This is a genomic window from Collinsella sp. AM38-1BH (assembly GCF_003467545.1).
GTDB lineage: Bacteria > Actinomycetota > Coriobacteriia > Coriobacteriales > Coriobacteriaceae > Collinsella.
Genome location: NZ_QSHC01000008.1, coordinates 9980 through 26963 on the forward strand (window position 1 = coordinate 9980; position 16984 = coordinate 26963).

At 58.7% G+C, this 16984-nt stretch carries 15 protein-coding genes; 6 read left to right on the forward strand and 9 right to left on the reverse strand.

What is annotated here, in order from left to right; all coding sequences use genetic code 11:
• Positions 1-85 precede the first annotated feature (85 nt).
• Positions 86-2326: a DNA gyrase subunit A gene (locus DW870_RS04700; RefSeq protein WP_117877030.1), complete on the reverse strand. Its 2241-nt coding sequence runs from the start codon at positions 2324-2326 to the stop codon at positions 86-88.
• 45 nt (positions 2327-2371) lie between these two features.
• Positions 2372-4369, reverse strand: a complete 1998-nt coding sequence (locus DW870_RS04705; RefSeq protein ID WP_117877032.1) for a type IIA DNA topoisomerase subunit B — start codon at positions 4367-4369, stop codon at positions 2372-2374.
• A 319-nt stretch (positions 4370-4688) separates the two neighbouring features.
• Here DW870_RS04705 and DW870_RS04710 point away from each other — a divergent pair, with 319 nt between their 5' ends.
• Both DW870_RS04710 and DW870_RS04715 read left to right on the forward strand, forming a co-directional pair.
• Positions 4689-4919, forward strand: a complete 231-nt coding sequence (locus tag DW870_RS04710; RefSeq protein WP_117877034.1) for a helix-turn-helix transcriptional regulator — start codon at positions 4689-4691, stop codon at positions 4917-4919.
• A gap of 9 nt (positions 4920-4928) precedes the next feature.
• Positions 4929-5513 (forward strand): hypothetical protein, encoded by a 585-nt coding sequence (locus DW870_RS04715; RefSeq protein ID WP_117877036.1) that lies wholly within the window; start codon positions 4929-4931, stop codon positions 5511-5513.
• 89 nt (positions 5514-5602) lie between these two features.
• Here the strand turns inward: DW870_RS04715 and DW870_RS04720 are convergent, their stop codons facing one another.
• The 4 genes from DW870_RS04720 to DW870_RS04735 form a co-directional block, all read right to left on the reverse strand.
• On the reverse strand, positions 5603-6811 hold the full coding sequence (locus tag DW870_RS04720; protein ID WP_117877038.1) for a hypothetical protein: 1209 nt from the start codon (positions 6809-6811) through the stop codon (positions 5603-5605).
• On the reverse strand, positions 6772-7251 hold the full coding sequence (locus DW870_RS04725) for a hypothetical protein (protein WP_117877040.1): 480 nt from the start codon (positions 7249-7251) through the stop codon (positions 6772-6774). The genes DW870_RS04720 and DW870_RS04725 overlap by 40 nt, the downstream gene beginning before the upstream one ends.
• A 66-nt stretch (positions 7252-7317) precedes the next feature.
• Complete coding sequence (locus DW870_RS04730) at positions 7318-9969, reverse strand: hypothetical protein (RefSeq protein ID WP_117877042.1); 2652 nt, start codon at positions 9967-9969, stop codon at positions 7318-7320.
• Between the two features lie 155 nt (positions 9970-10124).
• Positions 10125-11129: a helix-turn-helix transcriptional regulator gene (locus tag DW870_RS04735; protein ID WP_117877044.1), complete on the reverse strand. Its 1005-nt coding sequence runs from the start codon at positions 11127-11129 to the stop codon at positions 10125-10127.
• Positions 11130-11786: 657 nt separating this feature from the next.
• On the opposite strand from DW870_RS04735, the gene DW870_RS04740 reads away from it, so the two are divergent.
• The 4 genes from DW870_RS04740 to DW870_RS04755 all read left to right on the forward strand — a co-directional run bounded on the left by DW870_RS04740 (position 11787) and on the right by DW870_RS04755 (position 14084).
• Positions 11787-12107: a PadR family transcriptional regulator gene (locus DW870_RS04740; RefSeq protein ID WP_022093836.1), complete on the forward strand. Its 321-nt coding sequence runs from the start codon at positions 11787-11789 to the stop codon at positions 12105-12107.
• Positions 12094-12717: a DUF1700 domain-containing protein gene (locus DW870_RS04745; RefSeq protein WP_117877046.1), complete on the forward strand. Its 624-nt coding sequence runs from the start codon at positions 12094-12096 to the stop codon at positions 12715-12717. Before DW870_RS04740 ends, DW870_RS04745 begins: the two co-directional genes overlap by 14 nt.
• Positions 12718-12732: 15 nt before the next feature.
• Positions 12733-12987: a hypothetical protein gene (locus DW870_RS04750; RefSeq protein ID WP_117770468.1), complete on the forward strand. Its 255-nt coding sequence runs from the start codon at positions 12733-12735 to the stop codon at positions 12985-12987.
• Between the two features lie 413 nt (positions 12988-13400).
• Positions 13401-14084 (forward strand): hypothetical protein, encoded by a 684-nt coding sequence (locus DW870_RS04755; protein WP_117770469.1) that lies wholly within the window; start codon positions 13401-13403, stop codon positions 14082-14084.
• A gap of 531 nt (positions 14085-14615) precedes the next feature.
• Here the strand turns inward: DW870_RS04755 and DW870_RS04760 are convergent.
• From DW870_RS04760 to DW870_RS04770, 3 genes are read right to left on the reverse strand one after another with little or no spacing between them, the layout of a single operon-like run.
• Positions 14616-15083 carry an arginase family protein gene (locus DW870_RS04760; protein WP_199411400.1) on the reverse strand — a complete coding sequence of 156 codons (468 nt, stop codon included), beginning with the start codon at positions 15081-15083 and terminating at the stop codon, positions 14616-14618.
• Between the two features lie 30 nt (positions 15084-15113).
• Positions 15114-16253, reverse strand: coding sequence for an ATP-binding protein (locus DW870_RS04765; protein ID WP_117770471.1), 1140 nt, complete (start codon positions 16251-16253; stop codon positions 15114-15116).
• The gene (locus tag DW870_RS04770; RefSeq protein WP_304485488.1) at positions 16250-16924 is read right to left on the reverse strand and encodes a response regulator transcription factor; all 675 of its coding nucleotides are present in this window, start codon (positions 16922-16924) and stop codon (positions 16250-16252) included. The genes DW870_RS04765 and DW870_RS04770 overlap by 4 nt, the downstream gene beginning before the upstream one ends.
• Between the last annotated feature and the right edge of the window lie 60 nt (positions 16925-16984).

Here is a 16984-nt window from a genome sequence, read left to right on the forward strand (position 1 = left end):
GCAACGAGCGGGGCCCGGAGCGCGATGTTGCTGCGCTCCGGGCCCCGCTGCTTTGCAAAACCATGACGGTTTGGCCACCGTTGTTTTAGTCAAACAGACTCGGCATGTCGTTTTCCTTCATAAGGGCACCGGCGGAGGGGAGGCTCTGCGTGGTGAACTTCTCGGCAGAGACGCCGGCGCCGAGGATCTCCTCGGTCGTGCCGACGGTGGTGACCGAGCGACCCTTCTTGGCGGTAAAGGCCTGGACGCCCTGCGTGTTGGTGGTCGTCTTGGTCTTGAGCAGCGACGTGTTGAAGTTCATCAGGCGGTAGTCGCTCGAGACCAGCGCGATGTCGCGATCCTCCTTGAGCACCTGGGCATACAGCAGCTTGCTGCCGCCGTAGATGGCGTTCTTAAGGCGCTTGCGGTTGGTCTTGGTAACATATCCGGAAAGTGCGACACGCACCACGCGGCCGTTCTCAAAGACAAACAGCACGTCGGCCTTGTAGTCCTCGGGGTCGATGACCCAGATGACGCTCTCGTCGGGTTCCATCTCAAGATCGGTCGGCAGGTACGAGCCCAGCTGGGCCGACTTGGTATCCTCAAACGCCGCGACTTTGCATTTGTACACCTGGCTCTTGTTGGTAAAGACCAGCAGCTCGTGGGTGTTGGAGGACGGGAACTCGATAAAGGGTTTGTCGCCGTCCTTGTACTTGAGCGTGGTGGCCTTCTTGAGTACGCGGTCCGTCATCTTCTTAAGGTAGCCATCGCGCGAAAGCATGATGGTAACCGGATATTCCTCGACCTCGGGCTCCAGGCTTACCTCGATGACCTCATGGGGCTCGATCCTGCCCGTGCGGCGCGGCATCACATATTTCTTGTTGACCGCGGCCAGCTCGTCGCTGATGACCTTCTTGATGTTCTCCTCGCTGGAGAGGATCTCCTCAAGCTCGGCAATCTCGCCCTCAAGCTTGGCAATGTCCTTGGTGCGGTTGAGGATGTACTCCTCGTTGATGTTGCGGAGCTTAAGTTCGGCAACAAACTCGGCCTGGGTCTCGTCGATGTCGAAACCCTTCATAAGGTTGGGCACGACCTCGGCCTCGAGCTTGGTGCCACGGATGATGGCGATCGCCTTGTCGATGTCGAGCAAGATGGCCTCGAGGCCGTGCAGCAGGTGCAGACGCTCGGACTTTTTGCCCAGGTCAAAGTTAATGCGGCGCCGCGTGGACTCAATACGCCACTTGACCCACTCGTGCAAGATCTGGCGCACGCCCATAACGCGGGGATAGCCGTCGACCAGCACGTTAAAGTTGCACGAGAACGAATCCTGCAGCGTGGTCGAGCGATAGAGCTTGGCCATGAGCTTGTCGGGGTCGACACCGCGCTTAAGGTCGATGGCGATGCGCAAGCCCGATAGGTCGGTTTCGTCGCGGATGTCAGCGATCTCCTTGACCTTGCCCTCTTTGGAAAGCTTGACGATGCGCTCGATGATGACATCGGTCTTGGTGGTGTAGGGGATCTCGTACACCTCGATGATGCGCTCTTCGGGAATCCAGCGCCAGCGGGAGCGGATCTGGAAGCTGCCAAGGCCGGTCTCGACGATCTTTTCCATCTCCTCGCGGCGGTAGATAATCTCGCCGCCGGTCGAGAAGTCGGGCATGGGCATGTACTCGAGCAAGTCGCAGTTGGGATCCTGCAGGTAGTGCATCGTGGCGGTGCAGACCTCGTTGAGGTTGAAACCGCAGATATCGGACGCCATGGCGACGCCGATGCCCTTGTTGGCCGAGACAAGGATGTTGGGGAACGTGGTGGGCAGCAGGCGCGGCTCCTTCATGGCGCCGTCGTAGCTGTCGACGAAGTCGACCGGGTCCTTGTCGATGTCCTTGAAGATCTCGGCGCTAATGGGGGAGAGCTTGGCTTCGGTATAACGCGAGGCGGCGTAGCTCAGGTCGCCCGAATAGTACTTGCCAAAGTTGCCCTTCGACTCCACGAAGGGGGCAAGCAGCGCCTCATTGCCGGTTGCCAGACGCACCATCGTCTCGTAGATCGCGGCGTCGCCGTGTGGGTTGAGCTTCATGGTCTGGCCCACGATGTTGGCGCTCTTCTGGCGCTCGCCCTTGAGCAGACCCATCTTGTACATGGTGTAGAGCAACTTGCGGTGCGAGGGCTTAAAGCCGTCGATCTCGGGGAACGCACGCGAGACATTGACGCTCATAGCGTAGGGCATGTAGTTGACCTCGAGCGTCTGCGTGATCGGCTGGTCGGTGACCTCGGAGTGCAGGCCGATGACGTTCTCGGCGTTGACCTGCTTTTTCTTGGGCTGGTTTTTCGTCTTCTTCTTTGCCACGATTTCCTCTTGAACTTGTTATGGGCCGTCGTTATCGATTTGCTGCTATTGCAAGTCCAGCTGGTCCAGGTATTCCTTGCCGTGCTCGGAGATATGGCGCTTGCGGCCCGCCTCGTCGTTGCCCAGCAAAAGGTTGAACATGGTTTCCATCTTGGTGACGTCCTCGGGCTCCACCTTGATCAGGCGACGCGTCTCGGGGTTCATGGTGGTGAGCCACATCATGTCCGGATCGTTCTCACCAAGACCCTTGGAGCGGTTGATGGAGCACTTCTGGTCGCCGATTTCTTTGAGGATGCCGTTCTTCTCGAGCTCGGTGTAGGCAAAGTAGGTCTTTTCTTTGCAGTTGATCTCGTAGAGCGGCGACTCGGCGATATACACGTAACCTTCGTCGATAAGCGTGGGCACCAGGCGATAGAGCATGGTGAGCACGAGCGTGCGGATGTGATAACCGTCGACGTCGGCGTCCGTACAGATAATGACCTTGTTCCAGTTGAGGTTGTCCAGGTCAAAGGCGCCGAGGTTCTTGATGCGCTTGTCCTTAATCTCCACGCCACAGCCCAGCACGCGCATGAGGTCCATGATGATGTCGGACTTAAAGATGCGCGGGTAGTCCTCCTTCAGGCAGTTGAGGATCTTGCCACGGACGGGCATGACACCCTGGAACTCTGCATCGCGCGACGTGCGAATGGCGCCTGCTGCCGAGTCGCCCTCTACGATGTAGATCTCGCGGCGGCTCTTGTCCTTGGAGCGGCAGTCGATGAACTTCTGCACGCGGTTGGCCATGTCGGTCTTCTGCTGCAGGTTGGTCTTGATGCTCTGACGCGTCTTCTCGGCGTTCTCGCGCGAGCGCTTGTTGATGAGCACCTGCTCCATGATCTTGTTGGCGGCATCTTTGTTCTCGATCAAGTAGGTCGAGAGGCGCTCCTTAAAGAATGCCGTCATGGCCTGCTGGATAAAGCGGTTATTGATGGCCTTCTTGGTCTGGTTTTCGTAGGACGTCTGGGTGGAGAAGCAGTTGGTCACCAGTACCAGGCAGTCCTGGACATCTTGCCACTTAATGCCGCTCTCGTTTTTGTTGTACTTGCCCTGTTGCTTGATGTAGGCATCGATGGCGCTGGTCAGAGCACTGCGGGCGGCCTTCTCGGGTGAGCCGCCGTTCTCGAGCCACGATGAGTTGTGGTAGTACTCTTGCATCGTGAAGGTGCGCGAGAAGCACATGCAAGCAGTGATTTTTACGTTGTAATCGGGCAGGTCTTCACGGTCGCGACCACGACGGTCGGCCTCGATAAAGAAAGGCTCGGTGAGGTAGTCGGTACCGACCTTCTCGAGCACATAGTCCTCGATGCCCTTGGGATAGCAGAAGTCCTCTTCGGAGAACTCGCCGTCGTCGCCCTCGATACGCAGACGGAAGGTCACGTTGGCGTTGACCACGGCCTGGCGGCGCATGGTCTCGCGATACCACTCGTGGGGGATGCTGATGGAGGTAAAGACCTCAAGATCGGGGCGCCATTTGATGGTGGTGCCGGTACGGTCCTCGTCGCTGGGCTCAATCTCGAGTGCCTTCTTTTTGGCACCGACGACCTTGCCCTTCTTAAAGTGCAGGGAGTACTTGTTGCCGTCGCGCCAAACCGTGACGTCCATGTACTCGGATGCGTACTGGGTCGCGCACGAGCCCAGGCCGTTGGTACCGAGCGAGAAGTCGTAGTCGCCGCCCTGGTTGTTATTGTATTTGCCACCGGCGTAGAGCTCGCAAAAAACGAGTTCCCAATTAAAGCGCTTCTCGGAGGGGTTCCAGTCGAGCGGGCAGCCGCGGCCGTTGTCCTCTACCTGAATGGAACCATCGCGAAAGGCGGTAAGGGTGATGAGCTTGCCGTAGCCCTGGCGCGCCTCGTCAACGGCGTTGGACAGAATCTCAAAGGCAGCGTGTGCACAGCCATCGAGCCCGTCCGAGCCAAAGATAACGGCGGGGCGCAGACGTACACGCTCCTCGTCTTTGAGCTGGCGGATACTGTCGTTACCATAGTTTGCGGTGTTTTTTGCCATACTCGCTCTCTCGATGCTCCTTTGCTGCGTTTTAGTCATATAGATAGTCAAGGTAGCATAGCCCAGCCCACAGACGATTCCACCCAACACGAAATCCATCGAACAATCGTTCGGAATTCGATGGAGATTCGTTTACTCGGACAAAACCGAGTCGGTTTTGTCCGAGTAAGTTTGAATAGTGAATCGAAGTTGTTGTGTCCGCATGGCGATGACGAACATGATTTTCATAATGACAGATATAGTTGACATCTTCTGATGGATGCAATATATTTCTGTCATGTTGCAACGGATATCTGTCCACATTTACGAAAGGGGCTCCATGCCGGGTAAGAAAAACCTTCGCATGAAGGCGGCGCGCGCGGCGGCTGGCCTTTCGCAAGCCGACTTGGCCCAGGCCGTGGGCGTTACGCGCCAGACTATCGGTCTTATCGAGGCGGGCGGCTACAACCCCACGCTCAATTTGTGCGTGGCAATCTGTAAGGCGCTGCGCGTTACGTTGAACGACTTGTTTTGGGAAGACGAAACCGACGCCGACCCTAATACTCTTTAGGAGTTCACTATGAAATTTGAAGATCTGAAAATCGTGCAAAAGTGGCGTGAATATGCCGGCCCAAAGGATGAACGTCTGGAGGCCGAGAACGCGAAGATCTACAAGATTGGTTTCGTGCTGCTTTCGTTTGGCATGTTGATGATCTTTTTCTACCAGTTTATAGCTCGACAGGTTGCGTGGGTTCACAGCGACGCCAGTGAAATGCCGCATGGCTTTGCAACGCCGTTCGAGGCAGCCATGTATTTGTGGCTCGTTCTCGTGATGTTGATTTGCGCAGGACTGCAAACGCGGAAGGGCTATGTCGATACCAATCGTTTTGGGCAAACCGAGCATCTTCCTGTTGGATATTTCCTGCTTGTCAGCGGTCTTAGCGGCGCCGCGTTCGCGCTTGTTATTGCCGCAATGCGCTGTATCGCCGAGGCGCAGATCGTACCGTTCGAAGATGTCTTTTGGGCAGCGAACTTGGCAACGGGCGCGTTCTGTGGTGCGACGATTTTCATAGCCACATTCGCCGTTCTGTGTGCATCATTCTTCACGGCGAAAAGACGCCGTGCCAAGCTCGAGGCAGAATTCGACTCCACTGACGATATCTAATGCGAAATGGGCTGGCTCTGGGTATCCAGAACCAGCCCATTTGATGTTCGATGAGCCGAGTCGGCGTCTCTCACAAAAGTAACTAGGAGCTAGCGAGGCCTATCCGAATTGACCTCCTTGGCGGTGTCTTTTTCGAGCGCCGTGCGGCGGGCGCTGTAGGCGACGAGGCCGGCGCCTGCCGCGGCGAGTGCTGCAGCGGCTGCCGTAAGGGGAGCGTTGACATCGCCCGTGCCCGCAAGCGCGCCCGCTTTTCCGGAGCGCTTGCTATTGCCGTGGTCCTTGCCACTGCCGGAGCTGCTTCCGCCGGAGCCGCCGCCCTTGTCAGTACCGCCGCCACTCGAGCCACCATCGCCGTCCGCCGTCATCGGGGCGTCGTGAAGTCCTGTCGTATCCGCGCTGTCGCATATGCCGACCTGAACTTCTGAGCGCTCGCATGCCGCGTCAGGCACATGAAGCTCATGCAGTACGGCACCCAGCGCCGAGTTTGCGCCCGGTCGAATTTCCTCAAGCGTTACGGGATCGAGCGCTACCAGGTCACGCGCCTTCGCATACAGCGTGACGCGTTTGCCCACTTCGTCGCCCCAACTCTCGGGGATGGCGAAGCTCATGCGGAACTGTGCCGTGCAACCCGGTGCCAGCACGGCGTTGCCGTTGTCGGCTACCAGCGGGTGCGTTGCAAAACGCGCGCCCAGCGTCTCGAGCGCGTATTTCACGCGTGCCATATCGTTGTCCGAAGCGTCCTCGGCAAGCTCTGGATCAAAGATCGAAGCCATGCGTGCGTTCGCGCCGAACCCGATGGATGCGCTGGAGAACGGCTGGCTGGAGCCCTCTCGGTACAGATCGATCGTGCCGGCGGTCAGCAAGGTGTTGCCGTCGTTTCGCACCGTGACCATGAAGGATTCGCCTGCTGCTCCGGGCACCACCGCGCCCGAGGTAGCGACCGCGCCCGTCGGAGTGGCACACGCCACCAAGGGCACTTCGATGCCGTGCAGCTCTGCCTCGCTCTTCTCCGCGCTCACAATGTGCGTGGCGAGCGCGGAGAGCATGCCCCCCGACGTCAAAAATGTCGTTATCTGATCGACGGGATGGTTCAGCTCGCACATCACGAACGGCTCCGTGAACAGATCGCCTGCCAAGGTGCTGGCGAAGATGCGGAAGTGCTTGCCCATCACTGCCACCGGGTTGCCTTCTTCGTCGTAGGTTTGTCCCACCTTGCCATCGGTGTTCTCTACATAGAGCGCGCACCTGCCGTTGTCGCTTACGCTAAACGATGCCGGGCCACAGCCTGCGGCACCCACGGGCTGCGTTGCAAATGCCGATGCTCCTCGCGTCCAAGTAATATGCTGCAGTTGCTCGTTGACGGTTGCCAAAAAGCCCGAATGTTGTGGCACGGCACCGCGTGGGGTACTGTGGCATCTGGTGGCATAACGCCCCAACCCGCGATGGACTGGCCGATCACGGCATACGATGCGCAGCCACAACCGTTTGCAGTTTCGTATGCAACGGGCACCACCATTTTGCCGTTGATATTCTCGGGTACGCCCAGCTCGATGCTCGATGGCGCTTGCGGAAAGCGGAGGACCTGACGGAACGTGAGGCTGTCGCCCAAATCATCCGACCACAGGGTGAAGCACTCCAGCGCAACCTCTGCCTCATTGCCCAGCGCCTTTTCTGCGGTGGTTCCGCGGCGGTGGAGGTAAGCGCCCGACAGGCGCCCGTCGACCAGCGTCTTGCCCACCGTGATGCGTGGACACTGCAGACAATGGTGGCCATCCTCCTGAAGGCGGCCGCGCGAGATGCTGCGTCACGACGTGTGCGACATCACGCGAACTCCGTCGTTGCTTATGCGCAGGCGCACAACGGACAGCATGCCGGCTGTGCTTGCCGTATCGAAAAGGGTGTTGTCGCCGTCGGGGCGCTCGCCCGAGACCAGCAGCACGTAAGCGTCCTGGTTTTCTCTTCCGTCCGTATATTCCACCACGTCGAAGTCGTAATCGAATATGCCGTCGCGCCCCACGTCGCCCTCGCCAAACCCAAGGGGGAAGTCCACGGGCGTGGGAGCGGACCACGTGCCGTTTGCCTTTGTGTGCACCACCAGGCGCGAGCGGCCATTGTCGCCGTAGCGCACCGAGGCGATACGGAACAGGCATTCTACGCCGGCGATCATTGCCAGCTTCATGTGAGCTTCGCTGAGCACGCCGGAAAACAGCACGTTGTCGCTCGAGGGCTTGATGCCGCCACGCTCGTCCTCCGATACACCAGCAGAATTGGCGTTGGGGTCCGCAACAGCGTTCGTCGCCTGCTCGATATAGGTGTACTCGTACATCGGCGCGGCGTTTTCGTCGTTCCCTATCAGTGCATGGACGAAATGCTCGATCTGTCCCGCGTCGTCGCTTTCTGCATCCGCCTCGAGCTCAATGCACGTGACCGCTTGATCCCAATCGCGCACGACAGGCGCGGCGTTTACGGCAGTGGCCTTAACCTCGGCGCGTGCGAGCAGCTCGGCGTTGGTGACGATGGTGGCCGATGCGATAAATTGCGGCACGCCGCCCGCCTCGATGTTGCCGGGCGTGCCGAAGCGGGCATCCAGCGTGTAAGGCGTATCTCCACCCAATGCGAGCTCAGAGCGCTGGAGCACATACTGGTTGCCATTGTTCACCGACATATTCCACGAATCGAGGAGTGTGGGCCACGACCCCGACCAAGCCTTGGTGGTCCACTTGAACATTACAAACTGGAGTATCACATCGACATCGACGTCTGCACCTACGCGCAGTCGCGGAAGCTGGTGCCCATCTGCCTTCTCGTACCCAATGAACAGCGTGAGGGATGCGGCGCCGCGCACGGCAGACGAGGCGACGCCTGCAACGCCGGCGCCAAAGGTGACGGCAAGCCCGATCTGGATGGTGAACGATCCCGACGTATTGGAATAGTCGAGCGAAATGTTCTTGAAAAACGCCGCGCCGCTGCCGTGCGTGTGGGCGCCCACGGCGAGCGCCAGTTTTGCCAGCACCCAGGGGTTGACGTTTAAGAAAAACGGCACCGGTCCTAGGGTAAACTGCTCGGTCCAATTGAGGTCGGTTCTTACCTGGAAGAGGGCCTTAATATTGCCGTATGCGGGGTCGTTGTTGTTACCCCAGGTTTTGCCCACCCAATCGTAGGCGAGCGAGCCGTACAGCTGTGTGGCGATATCCATCGTGAACAGCAGCGTGCAATGGTGGCGAAGGAGCTTGGTGTTTCTTGGATCGGTGCCCGAACCGGCACTCATGCTTTTGTACTGATTCCACTTCCCCTCCATCTCGTCGAGGTAGCGGTTTGCTTGCTTGGTGCCCGACTCGCGCGGTGACTTCTTCCAGTACTCCGGATCCGGATTGCCCGAATCGTTCATGTAGCCGACCGGCTTGTATCCTCCGCCAAACAGCACGTATCCGGCAAACGAGAAATCGAACAAAATGGGGAACGAGGGCATCCAGCACGTGAACTTATTGCCGCCGATGCCGGGAAACGCCGCCGGGAAATCAAACGGAGTGATCTCTTGGTCCATGGTAGTGGGGACGATAGTGGTCGATCCGGATTCCGCCTTTGCCGCCGGCGCGGTAACAACGGCCATAGGGGATGAGAGCGTGTAGGTTTTGCCCTGGTAGTCGAGGACAAAGCGCAGCTTGCACCCTTCTTCCAGAAGGTTTGACGCTGCATCGAGGAACTTGTCTTCGAGCGTGAACGTCGCCAGATTATTCGTGCCCGATGCGCTGGCCTTGACTTGGCCAATCTGCGTGACGGTTTCGGGTGAGCTACTCGTGGCGGGCATTACCTTGTTGATGTGCAGCGTTGCCTGTCCACCCTGTGGCAGATGTGCCTGCACGGTAAAGGCGTGCGTGTCGGGCTGCTCGTTTGCTGCTTCGTCCGCTGGCATTGCCATAAACGTGGCGTCGGCGTACTGGATGTCCCATTCGTCGAACGTGAGCTGTCGAAAGTACGGCTCGCCATCGGAGAGCGGACGTGTGGGTGCGGTAATAGCGGTGCCGCCCTGGATACGCGCAAGGGGAATCTCGACATCGCGGTAGCCTGCCATGCTAATGGAGATGCCGCCGTTAAAGTCGTACGCGTCGAGAAGCGTTGCCTCGTCCACGTAGCCTTCCGAAAGCGGCGCGACCTCAAAGATGGCCGTGCCTTCGTCATCGGTCGTGGCGGTGAGCTGCTTGCCTGCGGCATAGCGCGATGCGAGCGTGACCTGGGCACCCGTGATGGGCGTATTCTTGTTGGCGACGTCGACCACGACCACACCAAACATGGTGCGCGAGAGAACGAGCACCCTGAAAGGGTCTTTTTCGTCGGCATAGGCTTCGGTGGGCGCGAACGGCAATATGAAGGCGTTTGCGCTTCCCGGCACGCGCGGCAACATAATGCTCGCCAGCGAGGACGCTCCGGCAACAAGTAACGAACGGCGATCAAGCATCTTTGGCTCCCATCCCGCAGGTATCGGTGGAAATAATCCAATTTTGCGAGAAGGCGCCCCGTGGCGGTAGTGCCGTTCAAGGGTCAAAATGTCCAAATTGATCGAGCGAAGCGCCGGGTTCCGGAACGCGTTCGATGCGCTTGGTAGTCCGGTCGCTAACGTAACATATGCGCGACCAGCTCGGCGCGTGTGCCGATGCCAAGCTTTGCGTATACGCCGGATAGGCGGTTTTTAACAGTGCCCGGCGATACTTCCATGTGGCGTGCGATTTCGGCGTTGGTCCATCCGCGGCAGGCGAGCATGGCCATGGTGAACTCCGTGGTCGTTAGATCGTCGGCTACGTCCTCGCCCGAATCGGGGTTGTGGATGCGCCGCCAGCCGTAGCTGAATCGATACGTAATCTCGATGATGCGCGCGAAGTCGTCAGGGTATTGCGTTTTTAGGCACGCCTCGATGAGCCCCTGTAAAAGGCCGTGGTGCTCGCCGATGAGTTCGATAAGGCCGTCGGGGCGCGCAATGTCCCAAGCGGCTCCGAAGTGTGCTTTTGCGGCGTCGATGTCCTTGAGGCTCATGCAGGCCATGGAAGCCGACAGGTGCAGGAACAGCTCCGAGATGGGATAACTTCCCTGTTTCATGATCAGGGCATTTTCCGCCATGCCCAGGCTGCGGCCGTATTCGCCGCGCAGATACAAGGCGTGCGCCATCACGTAGCTGGCAAACAGGCGCAGGCCTTCGGGCAGATGCGCCGCAAGTGGATAAAACTCTTCGGCGGAATACGGGGAAGGCAAGTGCAGTAGGACGCTCGCGGCCGAGGCGAACAGAATATGCGTGGCGTGGACGGCGGGCGATTCCTCGTCAGTTGGCGTATCGAGGATGCCAGCAAGGCACCGGCGGGCGTCGGCGATACGGTTGAGCGACAGACTGGCATATCCGCAGATAAAGCATGCGGAATAGCGCAGTGCGGGGTCGGTGGCGTCAAGATAGGGGCGTGCTGTCTCGGCGGCGAGCGTGGCCTGTCCGCGAAAGTACAGCGCTTCTGCCGTGGCGATGGTGCGTGAATCGGGGTCGGAAATGCCTGCAACCGCAGCGTCAATCTGGCCCGGCACAAAGGCAGTGCACATCAACGGCATGGGAATGCGCGGGTAGCCATCGCAGTCCATCTTCCATCTCCCAACAGCTGGCAACTATAGCGACAATTGTACTCCTGTTGCTCGGGACTGGAATTGTTGGGCATTGCCTACGATTATGTCGAACGCATAAAGGAAGAGTCTATTGGCGATGCTCTCAAGGTGGCTACCGAAGCCAAGCTGACCTCGATATTAGGAAAAATTGCCACCCCTGCAAAAAGCTCTGTCGCAGTGATGGGAAACGCATCTTCTGGGCATTCCGGCGTCTCCAGCTAGCGCTGGACTGCTGCTGTCGCCTGCGCGTTGGCGAGCGGGGCGTGGGGACCGTCCGGCGACCAGCGGTGACGGGCGAGCCCTGCCGCGTGCGTGGGCCTCCATCGGCGTAGACCCATGACCCCTATGGCATCGGAGAAGTCCACCATCGCGTCCAGGACCTTACCGTCCGGCACGCCCAGCCTAGCGGCTCCCTTGAACCCAAGGTTGAAGGGGGGTGTTGTACAGGGCATATGGGGCCGAGTGGAAGTGGATCAAAAGAGCGTTACTTGACGTTTCATGCATAATGCCAACCGCCCCGCGATATCACGTTCGCAGCGCGCAGGGGCCGGAGAATCTTCGCGATGAGAGTTGACGTCTAATACCTTGCATCGTATAGTGTGTATAGCATAGCATATGACGAGAGGAGGTGTGCGGATGGAGGCACAGATGAAGCGCGGCTTCCTGGAGGCCTGCGTGCTCGCGGCCGTCTCCGGCGAGGAGTCCTACGGCTACCAGATTGTGAAGGACGTACCGGCGAGCATGGGGCTCACGGAGTCGACGCTCTACCCGCTGCTCAAGCGCCTGGAGAAGGCCGGATGCATCACGGCGCGCTCCGCCGAGCACAACGGGCGGCTGCGCCGGTACTACCGCATCACGGACGACGGGCGAGCGCGCATCGAGGAGTTCCTGGCCGAGTGGCCGTCCGTACGGGAGATTTACGCATACGTTGAGGAGGCGCACCATGACGCGCGATGAGTTCCTGGGCCGGCTGGGCGAGCTGCTCTCCTGCCTTCCGGCCGAGCAGGTGGAGGAGACCAAGGCTTTCTACGCGGAGGCCATCGCCGACCGCATGGAGGACGGTATGAGCGAGGAGGAGGCCGTGGCCGCCATGGGCACGCCCGGCGAGGTGGCGGAGGCCACGCTCGACGACCTGCCCGCCGTGCCGCGCGCAATCGCGAGGACGCGCCGGCGCAGCACCGCGCTGCTGTGGGTGCTGGCCATCGTGGGCTCCCCGGTGTGGGTGCCGCTGCTCGCCGCCTTCGCCGCCGTGGCCGTCACGGTCTATATCTGCATCTGGGTGCTGGCGCTCTGCGTGTGGATCGTCGCGGCGGCACTCGGGGGCGCGGGCATAGTTGAGCTCCTGCTTGCCGTAAGCGGCGTCACCATCGGTCACTTCCCGTACGCCCTCGCCTCGGCGGGCGTGGGGCTCGGCCTCGTCGGCGTGGCTCTCTTCGTTGGTGCTGGCGCTTGGGCCGCCTCAAAACAAATTGCGCGCCTCTCGGCGCTCTGGGCGAGGAAGGCCGCCTCGCCCTTCTGGAAGAACAGGGGCGAGAAAGGCGGCGCTGCCGCGCACCTCGCAGCGTAGAAAGGAGTGAGTACCATGACCAGCGCGAAGAAGATCTACCTCGCCGTGGCGGGCGGGCTCGTTGCCGCGGGTGTTGTCCTCGCGGGCATTGGCTTTATCGCTTCGGGCTTCGACCCGGCCGTGTTCACAACCCACATCGACACGCGCGACAGCACCATCGTGCTCGGCGGCGTCGAGGTGGACGAACACGAGAGTATCCCGTTCATCAGCCAGCTCGCCAATCTGGGCGAGATCGACACCTCCGGCGTCGCGGATCCCGCCGCGCCCTAGGCGCAGCGAGCCCGGGCGCTCTGCCCGCCAAGCTGCGTAAGCCGGCGAAACCCGAACCTCAACCTCTACGCAACTGGCCCCAAGCCTGCGCCGATTCGCTCTCAGCGCCGCGCGGGGGCCCGTGACGCATGCCCAAAAAGGTACGAGGAGAAAGGAACGCGATGACGACAACCACGCCCTTCCGCCTTCACGGGGTCACGCAGGACCGGAAGCGACTGGGCCGTGCGGTGGGGCTGTGCTTGGATTGGCTACACTGATATGGACAGTTCCGTGAGGGGCGCGAGAGACGGGACTCTGGGGAGATCTTCGAGGAGGAGTGTCTCGACTGGAAACGCGGGTTCAGTGGAGCAGGAACCTAATCTCTGTCTCTTTTGCCTTTTTGATTTGTTGAGAAGCCGGCATTTGGGGGCATTTTGGATAGCGAACAGTTCAAACAAGAAGCTGAGAAAATAGAACAAAGCCTGAGTGCCTTGAGAGTCGCCAAGCGCAATGCAGTGATTCCCTTCATGAACGGCGACTTTACCCAATGGGATCTATATCTGGCATCCTCCTCTGAGTATGCGATGAGACTGATAGACGGATTCATCTCCATGCTCGAGTCGAGGAATCTTGTTTGCGTCGCCCAGCTTCTCCGCGCACAGGTTGGAGTCTGCCTGCGGACATTCGCATTATTCGCCGCCGAAGACCAGGATGACTTTCTCAAGCAGGTGTTTCAAGGTGTGCCTGTGAACAAGCTGAAAGATTTCTCGGGTGAGAAGATGTCCGATGGAAGACTTCAAGACTTACTCGAGAAGTTCGATCCAAAGGTAAAAGATGTATACAAGGTGACGTCTGGATTCGTCCACTTCTCCATTGATATTCTGCCGAGCATGGGTGTGCCTGGGGAGGGCTATGAGGTCGAGTTTAATTTTGGAGCCGAGCCCAACGAGAGAAACAATGCGCCTCTCGTGGAATGCGGCAAGGCGTTCTGCCACTATGTCGACCTGCATCTCCAGATGCTCCATAAGGTGATTGCTTCGGATGAATGGTATGCCGATCGATTCCGTATCGATTCCGATGGTCTTGCAGACGAGGCCTCGAAAAGCGAGAAGGTGTAGGTCGAACGCATTGACGCTGCCTTGACAGCATCCCGATATGATAACGAATGGGAGGTTCCCTGCGAAATGTGCGCCTCTGTATATTCTCGCTAGGACGCCCTCGACCGATAAGGCATCGTTGAGTTCAATTTGAGTTCAGCTCGGGTGCCTGAAAATCGCCCAACTCTGATAAAAGGGGAGACGACGGTACACCACGTAGACGAGAGGCTATGGAAGTGCACGATTTGATTATATTGGCGCGCTAAACCGCCCCGCTGCCCAACTTGAACTCCGCTCACGCGTGTATGGGGCTGCGAGAGGTAACGGCCTGCGGCCTCCTTTGTGTGCTCGATGATATCTTCGAGCATGCCGAGCATGGCGGAGACATTCGCTGCAATCCAGCCGTGTTCAAGCGCCGTTTCGGATAGGAGCGAGAGGGGGGGCTGTCTTGCCCGTTTCCCTTGCATCCGTAAAGATGGTTGACAGTTTGGGGCCTCCCGTGTCTTTAGCTTTTACCGCGCTAGATGCCTCATGGAAACTGTTGGACTTTAATCAGACAGACCCAGCATGTCGTTTTCCTCCATGAGGACATCGGCTAAAACCGCAACACCTATGCTTGTTTAAGCAAACCTCCTGATAGTCGTGGAGCTGCTGTAGCCCGACATGCAGGAGATCGCTCGGCTTAAACACCGGATGCCGCATCCGCGAAACGAGTTGCGGTGCACCCTGTTCCAAAAGGCTGCCAAGTACCATGGCGTGAGCGTTGGGGTAGCCATCATTCAGCGTGGATACATCCGGATGCGCATAGATCCAGACGATTCCAACGTTCTCGTATTTCCCGTGCAGGTAATCGAAGAGGGCAAGCGACACCATACAGTTGCCGCCGACGGTCACGACTCTGTCGGGGTTTTCTGCCGTAAGCTTCCTCTGCGCATCCTGAATCCCCGCCAGGACTTCGTCCTCGGCATAGATGCGAACTGTCTCCCATTTCTCATGTCCAAGTTTTGGGACGCGTTTCACAATGTCGAGTGGGATTCCTGGACAGTCGGATCACGTGGTGGCCCCCTTTGAGAGGGTCACGAGCATCACGGTCCCGTTCTCGGAACTTGTTTCGACCTCTACCGTGCCACCGTGAAGCGCTGCAATCTCCCAAACGAGCGCTAGTCCGAGTCCTGCGCCGCCATATGCCCTGCTGCGGGATGTGTCTAGACGAAAGAACGGCTGGAAGATGCTCTCACGGTACTGCTTGGGTATTCCCGGGCCCTGGTCCTCGACTCGCAGGAACACATGGCTGTCGTTGTCGCAGATGGAGACGTTGACAGTCGAGCCGGTGCGGCTGTAACGGATGGCATTTTCGACCAGGTTAAACACCAGCCGATAGAGGAGCGTGTCGCTCCCGATTACTAAAGCGTCTCCAGCACAATTGAGGGCTATGCCCTTATTTTCGGCAAGTGGCGCAAGGTCGGTGAGGGCCTCTTCGGATAAAGGACCAAGTTCCACATCGTCCTCGCAAGGGACGCTGCGGAGCTCACTCATCTCGAGCAATACCTTGGCCATTCGAGACATGCGCTCGGTTTGTTCTTGTAGCAGGCCGAGCAGCTCGGCTGTTTCGGGTTGCAAACCGGAGTGCTCGGAGATGAATAGTTCAATCTGTGCTTGCATAAGGGCGAGCGGGGTGCGCAGCTCGTGTGCGGCGTTGCCGGTAAACTGACGCTGTGCAGAGAACCCTTCGCCAAGACGGGCGATCATGTCGTTGAAAGAGGCGCTGCATCGTTGTAGCTCGGTGGGCACATCTTCACTGAGTCTGATTTCGCTTAGGTTGTCAGGCTGCACGCGCTCAACCTGGGCTGCAAAAGCCCGTAGCGGTTTGAGTGCACGGCCGCTCACAAAGTATGCCAGCACGCCGCCAAGGAGTGTGACTCCAGCCGTGATGTACCAAGCTGTCGTGCCAAAAGATTCCTGTGCGTCGTTTACGACGATCGTGACCTTGTCATCGGGGGTCGCTTTCGTTGGGTCGAACACCTGGGGCGAATCCGCGCCGGCAGCGTTAAAGGCCGAGATGTCACTGCCGATGGCATCCATATAGCGCATGCCCGTATAGCCGACCAGGCAGTTCGTCAGCACGCACGCCGCACACGTCAGCAGCGCCGTCATGATCGTTATGCGCCATTGCAGCGAAAGCCTTTTCATTCGCTATCCTCCATAACGTAGCCCTCTCCAATCCGATTGCGAATCGGGTCGTATCCCAAAGCGCTGCGCAACTTTTTTCGGAGCGACGAGATGTGAACGCGGGTTGCGTTGCTAAAGCTGTTCACGCTGCTATCCCAAACGTGCTCGATAAGCTCCTCTTGACTTATCGGACGCCCCTGATTAAGCATCAGGTATTCCAAGATTCCCGTTTCCTTGCGCGTAAGAGATAAAGCCTCGCTGTCCACAGAAGCGATGCGCGCCTTGGTGTCAAAGCGGAGCTTTCCGCAGGTTAAAACTATGCCGCTTTGTGTAAAGCGTCTGAGGGTAAGGCTGCGAATCCTTGCCGCAAGCTCGTCCAGATGAAACGGCTTGGTGAGGTAATCGTTGGCGCCGGCATCGAGTCCGGCGACTTTATCGGATACTCCGCCACGTGCGGACAGAATCAGTACCTTGGTCTCGCAGTCAGTTTTCCTAAGTTCCCTGAGTACGGTCATGCCGTCGATACGGGGAAGGTTGAGGTCGAGTACCACGAGGTCGAAGGCCTCAACGTCCAGTAGGTCGAGCGCCTCCTGTCCGTCGTGACAGCAGTCGACGCTGTACGCCAAGTTTCGCAAGCTGCGCGCGATTGCGTCACACAGCGCCTGCTCGTCCTCGACGATCAAAATACGCATAACAGTCTCCTTGCACATTTCAAATCGCGCTTAACACGGATTTTATAGCCGATATGGTCC

Coding starts and splice junctions, on each gene's coding strand:
- DW870_RS04705 (WP_117877032.1), bottom strand. CDS start 4,369: ATGGCAAAAAACACCGCAAACTATGGTAACGACAGTATCCGCCAGCTC.
- DW870_RS04710 (WP_117877034.1), top strand. CDS start 4,689: ATGCCGGGTAAGAAAAACCTTCGCATGAAGGCGGCGCGCGCGGCGGCT.
- DW870_RS04715 (WP_117877036.1), top strand. CDS start 4,929: ATGAAATTTGAAGATCTGAAAATCGTGCAAAAGTGGCGTGAATATGCC.
- DW870_RS04730 (WP_117877042.1), bottom strand. CDS start 9,969: ATGCTTGATCGCCGTTCGTTACTTGTTGCCGGAGCGTCCTCGCTGGCG.
- DW870_RS04735 (WP_117877044.1), bottom strand. CDS start 11,129: ATGGACTGCGATGGCTACCCGCGCATTCCCATGCCGTTGATGTGCACT.
- DW870_RS04740 (WP_022093836.1), top strand. CDS start 11,787: ATGGAGGCACAGATGAAGCGCGGCTTCCTGGAGGCCTGCGTGCTCGCG.
- DW870_RS04745 (WP_117877046.1), top strand. CDS start 12,094: ATGACGCGCGATGAGTTCCTGGGCCGGCTGGGCGAGCTGCTCTCCTGC.
- DW870_RS04750 (WP_117770468.1), top strand. CDS start 12,733: ATGACCAGCGCGAAGAAGATCTACCTCGCCGTGGCGGGCGGGCTCGTT.
- DW870_RS04765 (WP_117770471.1), bottom strand. CDS start 16,253: ATGAAAAGGCTTTCGCTGCAATGGCGCATAACGATCATGACGGCGCTG.
- DW870_RS04770 (WP_304485488.1), bottom strand. CDS start 16,924: ATGCGTATTTTGATCGTCGAGGACGAGCAGGCGCTGTGTGACGCAATC.